We start from the raw sequence: 16888 nt of genomic DNA, 5'->3' as shown, positions 1-16888 counted from the left end.
CTGAAGGGTCAGATCACCGCGCCCTCATCCAGCCGCGCCGCGGCCTCGTCGCGCACCAGCCCCGCGATGATCTCCAGCGCGGGGCCAAGCTCCGTCTCCGTCACATTGCCCAGGCACAGCCGCAGCCCGGCCTCGGGCGCCGCCGGGTCCGCCATGAAGGCGAGCGGCGAGGCGATCTGGATGTTGCGCTGCCCCGCCCGCCGCACGATGTCGCGCGCGCGTGTCACGGGCATGGGCAGCCAGACCTGCAAGCCCGGCAGCGTGGTGGGGAAGACGGCATCGCCCAGCACCTCCCGCGCCAAGGCATGGCGGCGGGCGGTCTCGGCGCGGATGGAGGTGGCCACCGAATCCAGCAGCCCGTCCGCCACCGCATGGCGCATCAGCGCGCAGGAATGCGGGCTGGTCATGCAGGTGGTGGATTGCAGCCAGTCACAGGCCGGGTCCACCAGGGCGGGCGGGCAGGCCAGGTAGCCGAGGCGCAGCCCGGGGGCGAGGCTCTTGGAAAAGCTGGAGGCGTGGAACACCCGCTCCGGCGCCAGTTCCGCCAGGGATGGCCCCGCCTCGGGCGCCAGGCAGGCATAGACGTCATCCTCGATGAGGATGAGGTCGTGCCGCCGGGCCAGGGCCACGATGCGCGCGCGCCGCGCGGCCGACATTACGGCACCCGTCGGGTTTTGCAGCGTGGGGACGAGGTAGAGGGCGCGCGGCGGGTCGGGCGCGCGCAACGCGGCCTCCAGCGCGTCCGGGCACACGCCCTCCGCATCCAGCGCGATGGGCACGAGGCGCCGGCCCAGCCGCCGCGCGGCGGTCAGCGCCTGGGGGTAGCTCAACGCCTCCACCGCCACGGGGCCTGGCGGCGCGGTGGCCAGCGCGATGAAGATGGCGTGCTGCGCGCTGGAGGTGATGAGCAGGTGGCCGGGATCCACCCGCAGCCCGCGCGCCGCGGCCAGATGCGCGGCCAGGAATTGCCGGTCCTGCGCGGTGCCGGCGGGCGGGCTGTAGCTGGCGAAGAGGGCGGGGTCGAGCGCCGCGGCGGCGGCCGAGAGCATGTCCGACAGCATGCGCGGCGTGAGGATGGCGGCCGGCAGGTTCACGCTGAAATCCAGCCGGTCCGGCGCGCGGCGGGGGGCGGCCAGCACGAACATGCCCCGCCCATGCTCCGACCGCGCGAGGCCGCGCCGCTGCAAGGTGGCATAGGCGCGGGTGACGGTGCCGACGCTCAGCCCCAGCTCCCGCGCCAATTCGCGGTGGGCGGGCAGGCGGGCGCCCACGGGCAGGTGGCCGCGGGTGACGTCCTCGGCCAGGGCGGCGGAGAGCCGCTCATGCGCGAGGCCGGTTCCGGGGGCGAGGCGGGGGGTCCAGTCGGTCAGTGTCCCGGGCTCCTGGCTGGGGATGTGCTGATACACTTGTAGCGAAGGCGTGGCTGCCCGTCGAGTCGCGCATGGATATGCTCAAGCAGCTGAAAATGCTTAATTCAACCACCCTCCGGATGTTGCTGCGGTGCGAAAGTGCCGATTGACACATCCGCGCGCCACTGGCCCGATGTGTCTCCGCAAGGAGGTAGTGTATCATGACACATCTGCCCACCCGCCCCTTCCCCCCGTTGCGCGAGCCCCAGGCCAGCGCGCGTGACCCCTGGGCCGCGCCGCCGCCGCGTGGCGCCTGGCACCGCTTCGTCGCCTGGTGCCAGGACGCCGCGCAACGCCGCCGCACCCGTCGCCTCCTGGCGCAGCTCGACAACCGGCAGCTGCACGACATCGGCATTTCGCGCAGCGAGGCCGCCCATGAGGCCCAAAAGCCCTTCTGGCGGCTGTAGGACACCCTATCTGGAGGGGGTGACACGCATGCCCCTCCCCGCCGCCGCCGACCTGCTGCTCTGGGCCTGGACGCCCTGGCGGCGCCTGGCGGCGGCCGATCTCTACGAGAGCCTCGCCACTCGGGCCTTCACGCGGGAGGGGCTTTACCTGAACCTGGGCCTCTGGCGCCACGCCCGCACCATTGACGAGGCCTGCCCCGCGCTCGCCACCCTTGTGGCCGAGGCCGCCGCGATGGGGCCTGCGGATGAGGTGGTGGATGTGGGCTTCGGCTTCGCCGACCAGGACATTCTCTGGGCAAGGCGCTTCGGACCGAGACACATCACCGGGCTGAATGTGACACCGGTCCATGTGCGGCTCGGCCGCGCGCGGGTGCGGCGGGCCGGTATGGCCGACCGCATCACGCTGCGGCTGGGCTCGGCCACCGCCATGCCCCTGCCCGATGCGTCCTGCGACGTGGTGACGGCCGTGGAATGCGCCTTCCACTTCCACACGCGCGAGGCCTTCCTGGCCGAGGCCTTCCGCGTGCTGCGCCCCGGCGGGCGGCTGGTGCTGGCCGACATCATCCGCGCCGCGCCCGACGCCGACCAAATGCGTCGCCGCTGGCAGGAGGTGAGCTGGCGCGGCTTCGCCAGCAAGTTCGACATCCCCGCCGCCAATGCCGACACGCGCGACGCCTACCTGGAAAAGTTCCGCACGGCCGGTTTCACCGATGCCACCGCCACGCCCATCGGCCACGACGTCTTCCCCGGCTGGCACCGCGCCCTGGCCGAGGACCCCGCGCTGTTCGCGCGCCTGCCCGCCTCGGGCCGCCTGCCCTACCGGCTGCTGCGGCGGCGACCGGCGGAATGGGTCTATGCGGCCCTCGACTACGTGCTGGCGGTGGCGCAAAAACCGCGCTGACCGGAGGAGGGGCGCAGATGGGCTTCCATGATTTCACCGCGACGCGCAATGACGGCACCGAACAGAGCCTGTCCGACTATCGCGGCAAGGCCGTGCTGGTGGTGAATGTCGCGTCCAAATGCGGCTTCACCCCGCAATACAAGGGCCTCCAGGCGCTCTACGAAAGGCTGCATCCGCGCGGCCTGGAAATCCTGGCCTTCCCCTGCGACCAGTTCGGCCACCAGGAACCGGGCACAGATGCCGAAATCGCCACCTTCTGCGAGACGAATTTCGGCGTGACCTTCCCGCTGTTCCGGAAGATCGAGGTGAACGGCAAGGGCGCCCACCCGCTCTACCAATGGCTGAAGGCGGAGAAGGGCGGCGTGCTGGGCAGCGCCATCAAGTGGAATTTCTCGAAGTTCCTGGTGGACCCGCAGGGCCGCGTGGTGGACCGCTTCGCCCCCACCACCAAGCCCGAGGCCCTGGCGGCGAAGATCGAGGCGGTGCTGCCGGCGTGATCAGGCCTTGCGGCCTTCCCGGTGCTGCCGCCGCAGCAGCTCCGCGATGATGACGAGCTGCACCAGGTTCACCGCGATCCCCACCCACCAGGCCGCCGCGTAGAACCCCACCCGGTCATAGATGAAGCCGGCCAGCCAGGCGCCGGCCGCCATGCCCGAGAGGCTCACGAACAGCAGCACCGGCACGCGCCAGGCCGCCTCCAGCGCCGGGAACAGCCCGCGCACCGCCAGCACATAGGCGGGGATGATGCCGCCGAAGCCCAGCCCATAGGCGGCCGAGACGAAGAACAGCCCGGCCTCGTCCTGCGTGGCCAGGAAGCCCAGCATCCCCACCACCTGCGCGAGCGAGCCGAACATCACCGTCCACAGCCCGCCGATCCGGTCCGACAGCCAGCCCCAGAATTGCCGCGCCAGGAAGGCACAGAGCAGCAGCACCGACAGCATGGCCGCGCCCCTTGAGGCCGCGATGCCGAGGTCGCCGCAGAAGGCCACCAGATGCGCCGCCGGCATGGCCATCGGGATGCAGCACAGGAAGGAGGCCGAGGCGATCACGGCCAGCGCCACATTGGGCCGCATCCCCAGCACGCGCCGCCCGGCCGAGGCCCGCACCCCGCCATAGCCGCCCACCGGCACCGGCGCCGGGCGGATCACCAGCGCGCCCAGCGTCACCACCACCGCGGAGGCGAAAATCCCGTAGCCCAGCATGGTCCATTGCCACCCCACGAGCGCGATGGCGCGCTCGAAGACGAAGGGCCAGACGAAGCCCGCGATGTATTGCCCGGACGAGACCAGCGCCAAGGCCGTGCCCCGCCGCCGGTCGAACCACAGCGAGGCATAGGCCACCATCGGCGCGAACAGCGCCCCATTGCCGAACAGCCCCACCCCCAGCCCGATGCCCACCAGCAGGGACCAGGCCTCGCCCAGCGAGGCGAGGCCCAGCCCGAGCAGAATGGCGAAGCCCCCCAGCATGGCCACCGCCCGCTGCCCGAAGCGCGAAGCCAGCAGCCCGCACATCACGCCCCCCACCCCCGTGCCGAGATAGGCGAGCGAGGTGGCGAGCGAAGGCAGGGACCGCCCGGTGCCGAGGCTTTCCGAAATGGGCACCAGCCCGATGACCACCGTCAGCGGCGCGCCGGCCGCCAGCGCCAGCATGGTCGTGGTGGCGAAGGCGATGGTCCAGGAGGCGCGTGTCTCCACGCTGGCCTCGGCAGCATCCGGCATGGGTTTCCTCCGGCGGCCAGTCTCCGTGCGGGCGGGGCGCGCCGCAAGCCGTCAGGCCGGGATGTCGTAGTCCGCCAGCTCGGGCCGCATGGCCTCGATCACGAAGTCCACGAAGGCGGAGGGCGCGTCGAGGTAGAATTCGCGGTCGGAATAGGCGCCCACCATCGCCTCCAGCCCGCGCGCGCCGAGCCAATCCGCCAGCGCCTGCAAATCCGCGCGCGGCGTGTCGCTGAGAAAGGCGATCTGGGAACGCAGCTTGTCCTCGTCCCGCGCCGTGGTGGCGCTGCGGCTGAATTGCAGATCCACATTGGCGCCTGGCTGGCGCAGCCAGATGGCGCGTTCGGTGCGACGCAGCTCCACGAAGCCCAGGCATTCGCGCAGCATCACCACCACCAGCTCGAAATGCGCGGCGTCGAGGCGGTTGGCGACGTGGTTGAACCTCATGCGGCAGGCCTCCTGCGGATGCGCCAGATGGTGTGAGGGTCGCCCCAATCGGCGCGCGCGGGCGTGTCCAGCAGCAGGAAGCGGTCATGGACCTGGAGCATGCCCTCCACCAGCCCCTGCCAGCCCTCGAAGACGCAGGGGTGCAGGGGGCCGAGGCCGCGCAGCAGGCGGAAGCCCGTGCGGCGGACCAGCACGGCGGCGCCGTCCGGGATGATCTCGGCCGCATCCCCCTCCGCCTCCGCCCAGGCGGCGAGCAGGCGGGCGAAGCCCATGGCACCGCCCTCGCCCGCGACGCCCATTCCCTCGGCCGTGGCGTGGAAGCTCTGCGCGCCGACCAGGCGGCCCGCGACATTGCCGAGATGCCGCGCCTCGGCCGGGCCCAGCACCTCGGCGAGGCGCGGCAAGCCGCTGCGGATGTATTCCATCGCGTAGTTGCGCGCGGCCTTGGCCTGGCGTTCGGCGGGCCAGTCGGACTCGGGCAGGCGCGGGGCGGCCTCGGGGTCGAAGGGCGGCGGGTCCTCGCCGGGGCGGAAGAGCAGGCGTTCCTCGGGGACCAGGTCGCGGTCATGCTCGAGAAAATAGCCGGCGAGGCCGTGCTGCCCGTCGGTGGTCTGCGCGGTGCAGACGAAGCCGAGGCGCGGATTGCCCAGCGACACCCCGTTCTGCGCGTACCAGCCCCGCAGCATGGCGCGCGAGACCTCGGACGGCACGCCGCAGATGGACGCACCCGGATACACCCAGCGCGGCGGCACGAAGCGCACCCAGGCCTTGCGGTCGCTCTCGCGCATGAATTCGACGGAGACGCCGCCGACCTGGTTGGAGAGGTAGTGATAGGCCGCCGCCCGCACCGCATCGGGCAAATGCGACAGGCCGAGCTTGCCGAGGCTCGCCAGGAATTTCTCATGGTGCTGGTGGCGGAACAGGCGGAACACCCATTCGGCGGCGTCCGCCGCGCCGCGCCGGCTGCTGACCGTCAGGATCAGCCCGGTGAAATAGGCGTGGTAGAGCTCCGCCACCGCGGCCCAGCGTCGTTCCTGCATGCGCGGATGGTCCCGGCGCGCCGAAGCGAAGTCAACGCGTCTGGCCGAGCGGCCGCGTCCATGCCCATGATCCCGGCATGGAGAAAGACGCCCGATGACCCACAAGCTCGTCCTGATGGAAAACCCCATGAGCCCCGCCGAGATGGCGCGCGACATCCTGCCGCGCGGCTTCGACATGGTGGTGGCCCGCCCCGGCACGCCCGCCTTCACCGAGGCCATGCAGGACGCGGAATTCCTGGTGGGCTTCGCCAGCGCCGGTTTCGACGCCGCCTTCTATGCCGGCGCACCCCGGCTGCGCCTGCTGCAATTGCTGAGCGCCGGCTATGACCGCTGCGACATCGAGGCCGCGCGCGGCGCCGGCGTGCCCATCAGCACCAATGGCGGCGCCAATGGCAATGCGGTGGCCGAGCACGCGCTGATGCTGATGCTGGCAGTGGGCAAGCGCCTCATCTGGCAGCACCGCACCGTGACCGCCGGCGGCTGGCGCGGCCAGTCCAAGGAACAGCCGGGGCTGATCGAATTGCGCGGGCGCACCCTCGGCATCGTGGGGCTGGGCAATATCGGCAAGAAGGTCGCGCGGCTGGCGCGCGCCTTCGGGATGCACGTCATCTATTTCGACCAGGCGCGCCTGACCGAGGAGGCCGAGGACGCGCTGGAAGTCCGCTTCCGCCTGCTGCCGGAAATCCTGGCGCTGTCGGACATCGTCTCGCTGCACGTGCCGCTGACCAAGGCGAGCCGCCACATGATCGGCGCGCCCGAACTCGCCGCCATGAAGCCCAGCGCCATCCTGGTGAACACCAGCCGCGGCCCGGTGGTGGACGAGGTGGCGCTGCATGACGCGCTGGCGGCGGGGCGCATCGCGGGTGCCGGGCTGGACGTCTTCGACCAGGAACCGCCCGCGCCCTCCAACCCGCTCTTCACCCTGGACAATGTGGTGCTGACGCCGCATCTGGCCGGCCCCACGGCCGACAACGTGCTGGCCCGCTTCCGCAACGCCTTCGACAATTGCCAGCGCGTGGCGCGGGGGCAGAAGCCGTTCTGGGTGATTCCGGAACTGGCGGAGTAGCGTCCGATCGGCTTCGGCGCAGCCGGGGCGTGAATCGGCCGCGAATCAGGTGGCAGCCCCGCGCGATCCGCGCTTGACGCGGCCCGCGCGCGGGCACACCCCTCCGCGCATGTCCTTCGACCATCTGCCCGCCCCGCTGCAGGCCGCCCTCTCCGGCCGCGGCTATGCCGCCCCCACTCCCGTCCAGGCCGCCGTGCTCCAGCCGGAGGCGGCGGGGCGTGACCTGCTGGTCTCCGCCCAGACCGGCTCAGGCAAGACCGTGGCCTATGGGCTGGCGCTGGCGCCCGAACTGCTCGGCGAGGCCGCCCGCCTGCCCGCCGCCGGCGCGCCGCTCGCCCTCGTCGTCGCTCCCACCCGCGAACTCGCCCTGCAGGTGAAGGCGGAACTGACCTGGCTCTACGCGCCGGCCGGGGGGCGCATCGTCTCCTGCGTGGGCGGCATGGACCCGGTGGCGGAAAAGCGCCTGTTGATGCAGGGCGCGCACATCGTCGTCGGCACGCCGGGCCGGTTGCGCGACCACCTGGAGCGCAACAACCTCGCCCCCGCCGCGCTTCGCGCCGTGGTGCTGGACGAGGCGGATGAGATGCTGGATCTGGGCTTCCGTGAGGAACTGGAGGCCATCCTCGACGAGGTGCCGGCCGAGCGACGCACGCTGATGTTCTCGGCCACCGTGCCGCGCGGCATCGCGGCCCTGGCCAAGAGCTACCAGCGCGACGCGCTGCGCATCGAGGCCACCAGCCAGGGCGAGGCGCATGGCGACATCGAATACCGCGCCGCCCTCGTCGCCCCGCATGAGCTGGAGCGCGCGGTGGTGAACGTGCTGCGCCTGGAGAACCCGCGCATCGCCATGATCTTCTGCGCCACGCGTGCCACGGTCGCGCGGCTGCGCGGCAATTTGTCGGAACGCGGCTTCTCCACCGTGGCGCTTTCCGGCGAGCTCTCCCAGACCGAGCGGCTGCGCGCGCTGCAAAGCCTGCGCGACGGGCACGCGCGCATCTGCGTGGCGACCGACGTGGCCGCGCGCGGCATTGACCTGCCCGATCTCGGCCTCGTCATCCATGCGGAACTGCCGCGCGACCCGGAGACGCTGCTCCATCGCAGCGGCCGCACGGGGCGCGCCGGGCGCAAGGGTGTCAGCCTGCTTCTGGTGCCGCACATCCGCCGGCGCCTCGCGGAGCGGCTGTTGCAGGCGGCGAAGGTGAAGGCGAGCTGGGGCCCCGCGCCCTCGGCCGAGGCCATCCGCGCGCGCGATGCCGAGCGCCTGGCGGAACAGGCCCTGGCGCTGGCCGCCGAGGAACCAGCGGAACAGGACCTCGCCATCGCGCGGCGCCTGCTGGCCGAACCGGCGCTGTCCGGGCGCGGGACGGAGGCGCTGGCCGCCGCGCTGGTGCGCGTGCTGCGCGCGCCGCTGCCGGCGCCGGAGGAACTGTCCGAAATCCAGGAACGCCCCGCCCCGCGCGGCACCTTTCCGCGCGACTCCGGGCCGCGCGACCCGCGCCCCACCCCGGAAGAGGGCGGCGGCCAGGGCGTGTGGTTCCGCATGGATGTGGGCCGCGCGCAGAACGCCGATCCGCGCTGGCTGCTGCCCTTCCTCTGCCGCCGTGGCCATGTGACGCGGCAGGAAATCGGCCGCATGCGGATCATGGAGCGCGAGACGCAGTTCGAGGTGGCGCCCTATGCCGCCGGCCGCTTCGCCACCGCCGCGCGCCGCGCCGTGGGCGAGGATGCGAATATCCGCGTGGAGCCGATGCAGAACCTGGATCGCCCAGGGGGCCGTCCCGCGGGCCGCAAGCCGCCGCCGCGGCGCTGAGCGCTACGCCTCCGCGCGGGGGGCGAGGCGCAGGCGCAGGCTGAACGCATCCAGCAAGCCCGGCATGGGCTTGCCGGGATCGAGCGTCCGCGGCTCCACCACCGACACGTCGCGCGCCATGATGATGGGCGCCAGCACCGCGCTCGCCAGCATGGGCACCAGGTGCCGCGCCGGGCAGATGCCCGGGCCGCCGCTGAAGGGAATGAGGGGCCAGCCGCCCTCGCGCGGGCGGTTCTGCCATTGCTCCGGGTCGAAGCGGTGGGCGTTGTCCAGCGTCTCGTCGTCGCGGTGGAAGAAGGGCGCGTAGATGATGAGGTGCGCGTCGCGCGCCAGGCTGTCCGCGCCCCAGGACGTCTCCTGCCGCGTCTCGCGCAGGATGACGGGGGTGGTGGGCCAGAGGCGCAGCGCCTCCAGCACCGTGCCGCGCAGATAGGGCAGCTTCGCGCGCGTCTCGGCCGTCGCCACATCCTCGCGCGCGCGCGCCATGCCGTCCGGGTGCGCGGCCAGCAGGGCCAGGGCGCGGAAGGCCGCCATCGCCCCCGGCTCGAAGGCAAAGAGCCAGTGCGCCACCTGGTGCGAGGGCGCCTCATTCCCCTGCTTGTCGGCGGCCGCGATCATGGCGGCGAGCGTCCCGGGCTCGGCGCGTTGCAGGTAATGGTCCACGCGCGCGTGGAACTCCGCCAGCAGCCCCCTCCGGCGTGGGTGCAGGAAGGCCCAGTTCGCGGCCTGGCGCAGCTTGGCCAGCATCTCCGTCACGGCCTCGTCGTCGCGCGCCGCCTCGCCCAGGGTGACGCGGCGGACCATGGCGTGCCAGGCGGCGTTGAAGGGGCCCCATTCCAGGTCCCCATGTGTGCCCGTCTCGCGCAGCAGGCGGCTTGCCTCCTCCTCCGCCACGGCCACGAATTGCGCGGCCATGCGGTGCACGTCGTGCTGGCTGTCCAGCACCTCCTCGTTGAAGCGGCGGCGCACGGCGCGGTCCGGCCCCTCCGAGATCAAGGAGGCATGCGGCTCCAGATGCGCCAGCGCCGCGCGCTTCTCGCGGCTGGCGGGCGAGAAGACCTCCGTGTCGCCCAGCACGCGGTGCACATCCTCCGGCGCCAGCACCAGCACCTGGGTGCGGAAGGGCAGGTTCATCACCAGCGGGCCCGTGCCATAGGTCGCGCGCAGCTTCTGCATGCGGCGCACGCCGCGGCTGTCGAGGTCCAGCCGCTCCGCCAGGCGCGTGACCTTGGGGCGGCGGATGATGACGCCCTTGGCGAAGGTGGGGCCGATGACCTCGGCGAGGGTCGCGATGGTGTCGGCGAGGCTGGCGCGCTTGAGGCCCTGCATGGCGGCGTCTCCTTTCCGTGTTCCGGAAAAAACGGGCGCGGGGCGATAGGGTTGCCCCTCCAGGGCTTGTCGCGCCGTGCTGTTTTCCGCAGCGTGGCGCCGTGCGGAACGGGTGGTTGGCGATGGCGAATTCGGCGCTGGTGCTGGGGGCGGGAATGGTGGGCGTCTCGGTGGCGCTGCATCTGCAACGGCGCGGCTGGGATGTGGCGCTGCTGGACCGCGATGGCGCGGGCGAAGGCGCCTCCTTCGGCAATGGCGGGCTGATCCAGCGCGAGGCGGTCTTTCCCCACCCCTTCCCGCGCGAGTTTTCCGAACTCCGCCGCATGGCGTCCAACCGCACGGTGGAGGTGGCCTATCACCCCTCCGCGCTGCCCGGCCTCGCGACACCGCTGCTGCGCTACTGGTGGCATTCGGAGCCACGCCGCTACGCCGCCGCCGTCGCGGGCCATGCGGCGCTGATCGCGACCTGCCTGGATGAGCACATGGCCTTGGCACGGGACACCGAGGCCATGGCGCTGATGCGGCCCATCGGCTGGATGCGGCTCTACAACGACCAGGCCAAGCTCGACGCCGCGCTGGCCCAGGCCGAGGCGGCGCGCCAGGGTTTCGGCATCAACTACACCCTGCTGGACAGTGCCGCGTTGGCGGCGGCCGAGCCGCATCTGAAGGTGTCACGCCTCGGCGCCATCCATTTCACCGACCCTGTCTCGGTCAGCGACCCGCACGCATTGACGCTGTCCTACCTGCGCCGCTTCGAGGAGGCGGGCGGCCGCTTCCTGCGCGGCGATGCCACCACGCTGGAACGCGCGGGCAGCGGCTGGCGCGCGGGCGGCGAGGAGGCGGCGCATGTGGTGGTGGCGTTGGGCGCCGCGGCGGGGCGCGTCACGGGCAAGCTGGGCTATGCGCCGCCGCTCTTCGGCAAGCGTGGCTATCACCGGCATTTCCGGATGGAGGGCAATGCGGTGCTGAACCGGCCCATCCTGGATGTGGGCAGCGGCTTCCTGCTCGCCCCCATGCGGGCCGGCGTGCGGCTGACCACGGGCGCCGAATTCACGCGCGACGAAGCCCCGCCCACACCCGTGCAACTGGCCCGCGCCGAGCCCATCGCGCGCGGCCTGCTGCCGCTGGCGGAGGCGGTGGAGGAGACGCCCTGGATGGGTGTCCGCCCCTGCACGCCCGACATGCTGCCCGTCATCGGGCCCATGCCCGGACAGGCGAATGCCTGGTGCGCGTTCGGACACGCGCACCAGGGCTTCACCCTCGGCCCCAGCACGGGGCGACTGCTGGCGGAAATGATGGTGGGCGAGGGGCCCTTCCTGGACCCCTCGCCCTATCGCGCGGACCGGTTTCAGCGCGGCTGATTCACCGCTCCGGCTTCGCCTACGCGGATCAGACGCTAGCGGTACATCCGCACGCCATCCCAGCCGCGCTGCTGGCCAACCTCGGCCACGTTCCCGCGCTCATAGCGGGGCAGCTGCTCAAGCTGCTGGCGCGTGAGGTTCATCTCGGCGCGCTCGCCATTGATGTTGATGTTCTCGATCGGCACCACCGCCTGGCGCGCACCGATCCCGAGGAACCCGCCCCACTCCACCACGGCGGCGCGAACGACGCCCTGGCTGTCCACCAGGAGGTTCTCGATCTCGCCGGCGTCACGGCCATTGGCACCGACGACATTCGTGCCAACCAGGGCCGAAGCCTGCTCCAGCGGCACGCCAGCCGCGGCCTGCGGCTGCGCCGGGGCGGGCTGGGCCTCGGCCTGCTGCGCCGGGGCGGGCTGCTGCGCCGCGGCGTCGGGCTGCTGGGCCTCGGCCTGGCGCTCATGCCGCACCGTGGCCTCGCCCTGCTGTTCGTAGCGGATCTGCGGCTGGCCCTCGGCCTGGCGCACGATCACGCGCGGCTCCACCCGCTGCACCTGCACGCGCGGCTGGCCTTCCGAGACGCGCACCTGCGGCTGCGCGGCTTCCGACAGGGCCACGCGCGGCTGTTCCTGCTGCACCTGCACCTGCGGGTCGGGCATCTGCACCGTCACCTGCGGGGCGGGCTGGCGCACGATGATCTCGGGCTGCGGCACGATGACCGTGATCACGGGCTCGGGCTGCGTCACGGTCACCTGCGGCGGCGGCTGCGTGACCTGAAGCTGCGCCGTCGGCTGCTCCACGACCACCGCGGATTCCCGCGCGCCTTCCGCCTGCCCCTGGGCCTGCGCCTGGGCCTGCCCTTGCGCGGGCGGCCCGCCGGCGAGCTGCGCGCGCATCCCGGGGATCACGCCCAGAAGATTCTGGATGGCGGTGCGGGCCTGCTGGGCGTTGACATTGTCACCCTGCAGGGTCTGCTGCGCCGCGGCCACATGCTGCTGGGCGAGGCGATAGCCCTGCTCCTGCCGCTGCGCCTCGGGCACCTGCCCCATGGCCTGCTGCACCTGCTGCACGGCCTGGCGGGCCTGCTGCACGGCCTGGGGCTGGGCATTGCCGCTGCCCTGGAATTGCTGTTGCGCCCGCTGGAGGCGCTGTTCGGCCTGCTGCAGCTGCTGCGCGGCCTGCTGCTGGCCCTGCTGCGCCTGGGCAGGGGCCTGCTGCGGCTGGGCCTGCTGGGCCTGGGCCATGCCGGTGAAGCCGAAGGCGAGTGTCGCGCCGATCGCGGCGGTGGCCAGCAGGCTGGCCCGCCCGGGGCGTTGCCGTGTGATCTCGTTGTTCATGTTCTGCGTCCTCTCTCGTAGGGGCGTAGCGCCGCCGCGGGGGCATCGGTTGCCGTTTCGGACACGCCATTCATGGTAAATGGCCGGGCAGGGACATCCCCGCCCGGCCTGTGCCGTGCCTCAGTTCGAGGCGGGCTGCGGCATCACCGCGCCGGTGTTGCCGTCAATGCGCACGCGCATCTCGCGGTCATCGCGCTTCGCCTGGGCGGTGATGGTGTCGCCGTCGCGGGACACGTCGCTGACCTCGGTGTAGCCGCGCTGCTCCAGCAGGTTGCGGGCCTGGTCCTCGTTCAGCCGCGCCTCGTCCTGCACCTGGCCGGTGCGGGCATTGACGCGCAGGTCCTCGACGTCGCGGCCATAACGCTTGGCCTCGCTCACCTTGAAGTGATCACCGTCACGCTCGATGCCGCTGATGTCGGTGTAGCCGCGGGCGGAGAGCATGCCGCGGATCTGCTCCTCGTTCATCGTGGCCTGCTGGCCAGGAGCGGCGCCGCCCGGACGCATGGGGTCACGCTGGCCGGTGGTGCCGGCCTGCGGCGCGCCGCTCATGCCGGGCTGGGCGCCCATCTGGCCGGGCTGCGTGCCGGTCTGGTCGGGCGTGGTGGCCTGGGCGAAGGTCTGCTGGTCCTGCATCAGCGAACCGCCCTGCGTGCCGCGCTGGCCGCCAGGCTGAGCCGCCCCGCCCTGCGTGCCCTGGCCGGGACGCGTGGCGTCACCCTGGGTGCCGTGCTGCCCGCCCTGCGTGCCGGTCTGGCCGCCGGGGGTCGTGGTGCCGCCCTGCGTGCCGGCCTGGCCGCCCGGCGTGGTCGCGCCGCCCAGCGTGCCGCTGCGGGCGTCAGGCGAAGTCGGGCCGCGCTGGGTGCCAGCCTGGCCGGCGCCCGGCGCGGTGGTGCCGCCCTGCGTGCCAGCGGTTCCGCCCTGCGTGCCGCCCTGGGTCCCACCTTGCGCCATGGTCCCGCCCGCGGCGCTGCCGGGGGAGCTCGGGTTCACGCCCTGCGCGAAAGGCGCGCCGGCGATGCCGATGGCGAAGACGCCCGCGAGCGCCGTGGTGGTGATGAAATGCTTCTTCATGATGACTGTTCTCCTCGAGACGGGTGTAGTTGTGCGGCCCGGAGGCCGCAGTTCTTCCTCCGCGCCTTGCGGCGCGTTGGTTCACGGGTCCCTTGGTCTTGGGGTGGGCGTCGCCGTCCTCGGCTGAGGCCCCCGCTACGGTGCCGCCGCGTGGGCGGCCCTTGCTGAACCAACCCGCCAGCCGCGTGCGGGTTCCGAAAAAACGCCCAAATTATGTCGAAGAGAACCTGCGCGGGGCCTCACGGCCCCGCGCGCAACTCAGCCGATGCGAACCACCAGCTTGCCGAAGTTTTCGCCCTGCAAAAGGCCGATGAAGGCGCGCGGCGCGGCGGCCAGACCCTCGGCCACATCCTCGCGCCAGCGCATGCGCCCCTGGGCGATCAGCGGCGTCATCTCCGCCAGGAAGGCGTCATAGCGGGGCCAGCCGGTGTCGCTGACGATGAAGCCCTGGATGCGCAGCCGCTTCCGCACCACGGGGCCGAGATTGGGGCCCGGCGGCGCGCCGGCCGCATCAGCGCCGGGGGCGATGTTGTATTGCGCGATCATCCCGCACATCACCATCCGGCCGAAATCATTGAAGCGGGGGAAGACCGCCTCCTGCACATGGCCGCCGACATTCTCCCAATAGACGTCAATGCCATCCGGGCAGGCGGCGTCGAGCTGCGGGTTCAGCGGCTGGCGGTGATCGAGGCAGGCGTCGAAGCCCAGCTCCTTCACCACGAAGTCGCACTTGGCCTGGCCACCCGCAATGCCCACCACGCGGCAGCCCCGCGCCTTGGCCAGCTGCCCCACCACCTGGCCCACGGCGCCGGAGGCGGCACTCACCACCACCGTCTCGCCGGCCTTGGGCGTGCCGATATCCTCGAGCCCCACCCAGGCCGTCAGCCCCGGCATGCCCAGCAGACCGAGATAGGCCGAAAGCGGCGCCACCTTCGTGTCCACCTTCCGCAGCCGCGCCGCGTCCATCACGCAGAAGCGCTGCCAGCCCTGGCCGCCCATCACCACATCGCCGGGCTTGAAGCCGGGGTCGTTGGACGCGACCACCTCGCCCACCGTGGCGCCTTCCATGACGGCGCCGAGTTCCACGGGCTTGGCGTAGCTCTTCGCGTCGCTCATCCGCCCGCGCATATAGGGGTCGAGGCTGAGGAAATGCGCGCGGACCAGCACCTGGCCCGGGCCAGGGGTGGGGATGGCGTTTTCCACCACCTCGAAATCCTCGGGCACGGGCGCGCCCTGGGGGCGGCGGCGCAGCAGGACCTGCAGGTTCTTATCGGTCATTCGGAACATCCTTCATCCATCAGCAGGCGGCGCACGGCGTCTTCCTGCACCGAGGAATCGGTGAAGGCCTCGCCGGCGCCGCGCAGCAGCACGAAGCGCATGGCGCCATCGCGCGCCTTCTTGTCGGCCTTCATCCGCGCGATGAGTCGCGTCGCGGAAAACCCGCGCGACAGGGAGGCGATGCGGGCGGGCAGCCCCACCTCGCGCAGATGCTCGCGCACGCGGCCGGGCCATTCCTGGCTGCACAGCCCCATGCGCGCGGAGATCTCGGCGGCGAGGCCCAGGCCCACCGCCACCGCCTCGCCATGCAGCAATTCGCCGCCATAGCCGCACTCGGCCTCCAGCGCGTGGCCGAAGGTGTGGCCGAGGTTGAGCAGCGCGCGGCCGCCCTCGGCCTTGGTCTCGAACTCATCCTCCGCCACCACGGCGGCCTTGAGGCGGCAGCTTTCCAGCACGGCGTGCGTCAGCGCGGCGGCATCGCCCTGCATGGTGGCGGCGCCATTGGCTTCGCACCAATCCCAGAGCGGGCCTTGCAGCAGCCCGTGCTTGGCCACCTCCGCCCAGCCCGCGCGGAGTTCGCGCGGCGGCAGGGTGGCCAGCGTGGCGGTATCGGCCAGCACCAGCTTCGGCTGGTGGAAGGCGCCCACCAAATTCTTGCCGTGCGCGGTGTTGATGCCGGTCTTGCCGCCCACCGAACTGTCCACCTGCGCCAGCAGCGTGGTGGGGCACTGCACGAAGGGCAGGCCGCGCAGCACGGAGGCCGCGGCGAAACCCGCGAGATCCCCCACCACGCCGCCGCCGAGCGCGATCACCACCAGCCGCCGGTCGGCACGCGCGGAGAGGATGGCATCCACCACGCGCTCATATTCCGCGAAGGATTTGCTCGCCTCGCCCGGCGGCACCAGGATTTCGGCGGCGAGCTGGATGCCGCCATCCGCCAACCCTTCGCGCAGCGCGGGCAGGTGCAGCGGGCCCACCGCGGCATCGCTCACCACCACCGCGCGGCGGCCTTCCACCCGCTGCGCGATCTCGGCGCCCGCGCGGCGCAAAAGGCCGGGGCCGATCAGGATGTCATAGGCGCCGCGGGCGAGGGCCACCTGCATGCGCGCGGGCGGGCGATGCGCGCCGATGGCCTCGGCGAGGCGGCGCGTGGTGGTCTCGGGGTTCTCGTCGGTGCAGAGCAAGGTGATGTCGGCCTCGGCATAGCTCGGGTGGCGTTGCGCCATCAGGCGCTCCAGCACCGCGCGCGGGTCGGCGTTCTGGAACATGGGGCGGTGCTCCCGCCCCGCCACGCGGCGCAGCAGCACGGAGAGGCGGCATTTCAACCAGACGGAGAGCGCGCCCGCCTCGCGCACCGCCGCGCGCGTCACGGGGTCCACCCAGGCGCCGCCGCCGGTAGCGAGCACGATGGGCTCGGGCCGCGCCAGCAGCCGCGCGATGACGCGGCGTTCGCCCTCGCGGAAATGCGCCTCGCCATAGCGGGCGAAGATTTCGGTGATGGGAATGCCGGCCGCCGCCTCGATCTCCGAATCGGCGTCCAGAAACGGCATGCCCCAGCGCGCCGCCAGGCGTTTGCCAATGGAGGATTTGCCGGCGCCCGGCATGCCCACGAGCACGATGCTGCGCGCGGATGGCGTTTCGGGAAAAGGGCTCAGGGGGGCGAGGTTGCGTGACACGGCGACGGAAGGTAGCACACGGGCCTGTTCGCGCGAGGGGACGC

At 72.2% G+C, this 16888-nt stretch carries 15 protein-coding genes; 6 read left to right on the top strand and 9 right to left on the bottom strand.

Going from position 1 to position 16888, the window contains the following annotated elements:
* Positions 1-8 precede the first annotated feature (8 nt).
* A complete protein-coding gene (locus tag ICW72_RS14860; RefSeq protein ID WP_191083426.1) occupies positions 9-1406 on the bottom strand; it encodes an aminotransferase-like domain-containing protein in 1398 nt (465 codons plus the stop codon).
* Between the two features lie 164 nt (positions 1407-1570).
* On the opposite strand from ICW72_RS14860, the gene ICW72_RS14855 reads away from it, so the two are divergent.
* Genes ICW72_RS14855 through ICW72_RS14845 form a run of 3 tightly spaced genes read left to right on the top strand, consistent with a single transcriptional unit; the run spans position 1571 to position 3214 of the window.
* Complete coding sequence (locus ICW72_RS14855) at positions 1571-1816, top strand: DUF1127 domain-containing protein (RefSeq protein WP_191083425.1); 246 nt, start codon at positions 1571-1573, stop codon at positions 1814-1816.
* A 28-nt stretch (positions 1817-1844) separates the two neighbouring features.
* Positions 1845-2717, top strand: a complete 873-nt coding sequence (locus tag ICW72_RS14850) for a class I SAM-dependent methyltransferase (protein ID WP_191083424.1) — start codon at positions 1845-1847, stop codon at positions 2715-2717.
* Positions 2718-2734: 17 nt separating this feature from the next.
* Positions 2735-3214 carry a glutathione peroxidase gene (locus ICW72_RS14845; RefSeq protein ID WP_191083423.1) on the top strand — a complete coding sequence of 160 codons (480 nt, stop codon included), beginning with the start codon at positions 2735-2737 and terminating at the stop codon, positions 3212-3214.
* Here ICW72_RS14845 and ICW72_RS14840 read toward each other — a convergent pair whose 3' ends face one another.
* The 3 genes from ICW72_RS14840 to ICW72_RS14830 are packed head-to-tail and all read right to left on the bottom strand — an operon-like array spanning position 3215 to position 5919.
* The gene (locus tag ICW72_RS14840) at positions 3215-4435 is read right to left on the bottom strand and encodes an MFS transporter (protein WP_191083422.1); all 1221 of its coding nucleotides are present in this window, start codon (positions 4433-4435) and stop codon (positions 3215-3217) included. It abuts the gene before it with no gap.
* A 51-nt stretch (positions 4436-4486) separates the two neighbouring features.
* The gene (locus ICW72_RS14835) at positions 4487-4879 is read right to left on the bottom strand and encodes a hypothetical protein (RefSeq protein WP_191083421.1); all 393 of its coding nucleotides are present in this window, start codon (positions 4877-4879) and stop codon (positions 4487-4489) included.
* On the bottom strand, positions 4876-5919 hold the full coding sequence (locus ICW72_RS14830) for a hypothetical protein (protein ID WP_191083420.1): 1044 nt from the start codon (positions 5917-5919) through the stop codon (positions 4876-4878). Before ICW72_RS14830 ends, ICW72_RS14835 begins: the two co-directional genes overlap by 4 nt.
* 94 nt (positions 5920-6013) lie before the next feature.
* Here ICW72_RS14830 and ICW72_RS14825 point away from each other — a divergent pair, with 94 nt between their 5' ends.
* Positions 6014-6985 (top strand): 2-hydroxyacid dehydrogenase, encoded by a 972-nt coding sequence (locus tag ICW72_RS14825; RefSeq protein WP_191083419.1) that lies wholly within the window; start codon positions 6014-6016, stop codon positions 6983-6985.
* Between the two features lie 109 nt (positions 6986-7094).
* Positions 7095-8795 carry a DEAD/DEAH box helicase gene (locus ICW72_RS14820; RefSeq protein ID WP_191083418.1) on the top strand — a complete coding sequence of 567 codons (1701 nt, stop codon included), beginning with the start codon at positions 7095-7097 and terminating at the stop codon, positions 8793-8795.
* A gap of 3 nt (positions 8796-8798) precedes the next feature.
* Here ICW72_RS14820 and ICW72_RS14815 read toward each other — a convergent pair whose 3' ends face one another.
* Complete coding sequence (locus ICW72_RS14815) at positions 8799-10124, bottom strand: cytochrome P450 (protein ID WP_191083417.1); 1326 nt, start codon at positions 10122-10124, stop codon at positions 8799-8801.
* A gap of 122 nt (positions 10125-10246) precedes the next feature.
* Here ICW72_RS14815 and ICW72_RS14810 point away from each other — a divergent pair, with 122 nt between their 5' ends.
* A complete protein-coding gene (locus tag ICW72_RS14810) occupies positions 10247-11485 on the top strand; it encodes an NAD(P)/FAD-dependent oxidoreductase (protein WP_191083416.1) in 1239 nt (412 codons plus the stop codon).
* Positions 11486-11520: 35 nt separating this feature from the next.
* Here the strand turns inward: ICW72_RS14810 and ICW72_RS14805 are convergent, their stop codons facing one another.
* The 4 genes from ICW72_RS14805 to aroB all read right to left on the bottom strand — a co-directional run bounded on the left by ICW72_RS14805 (position 11521) and on the right by aroB (position 16844).
* The gene (locus ICW72_RS14805) at positions 11521-12819 is read right to left on the bottom strand and encodes a PRC-barrel domain-containing protein (protein WP_191083415.1); all 1299 of its coding nucleotides are present in this window, start codon (positions 12817-12819) and stop codon (positions 11521-11523) included.
* A gap of 120 nt (positions 12820-12939) precedes the next feature.
* Positions 12940-13890, bottom strand: a complete 951-nt coding sequence (locus tag ICW72_RS14800; RefSeq protein WP_191083414.1) for a hypothetical protein — start codon at positions 13888-13890, stop codon at positions 12940-12942.
* Positions 13891-14148: 258 nt separating this feature from the next.
* Complete coding sequence (locus ICW72_RS14795) at positions 14149-15168, bottom strand: NADP-dependent oxidoreductase (RefSeq protein WP_191083413.1); 1020 nt, start codon at positions 15166-15168, stop codon at positions 14149-14151.
* Entirely contained in the window at positions 15165-16844 is a 1680-nt protein-coding gene (gene aroB, locus ICW72_RS14790; RefSeq protein ID WP_269749819.1) for a 3-dehydroquinate synthase, read from the bottom strand. Before aroB ends, ICW72_RS14795 begins: the two co-directional genes overlap by 4 nt.
* Positions 16845-16888: the final 44 nt, after the last annotated feature.

Origin of the sequence: Roseococcus microcysteis, from assembly GCF_014764365.1 — a bacterium.
Classification (GTDB): domain Bacteria; phylum Pseudomonadota; class Alphaproteobacteria; order Acetobacterales; family Acetobacteraceae; genus Roseococcus; species Roseococcus microcysteis.
This window is presented reverse-complemented; position numbering and strand designations above follow the sequence as displayed.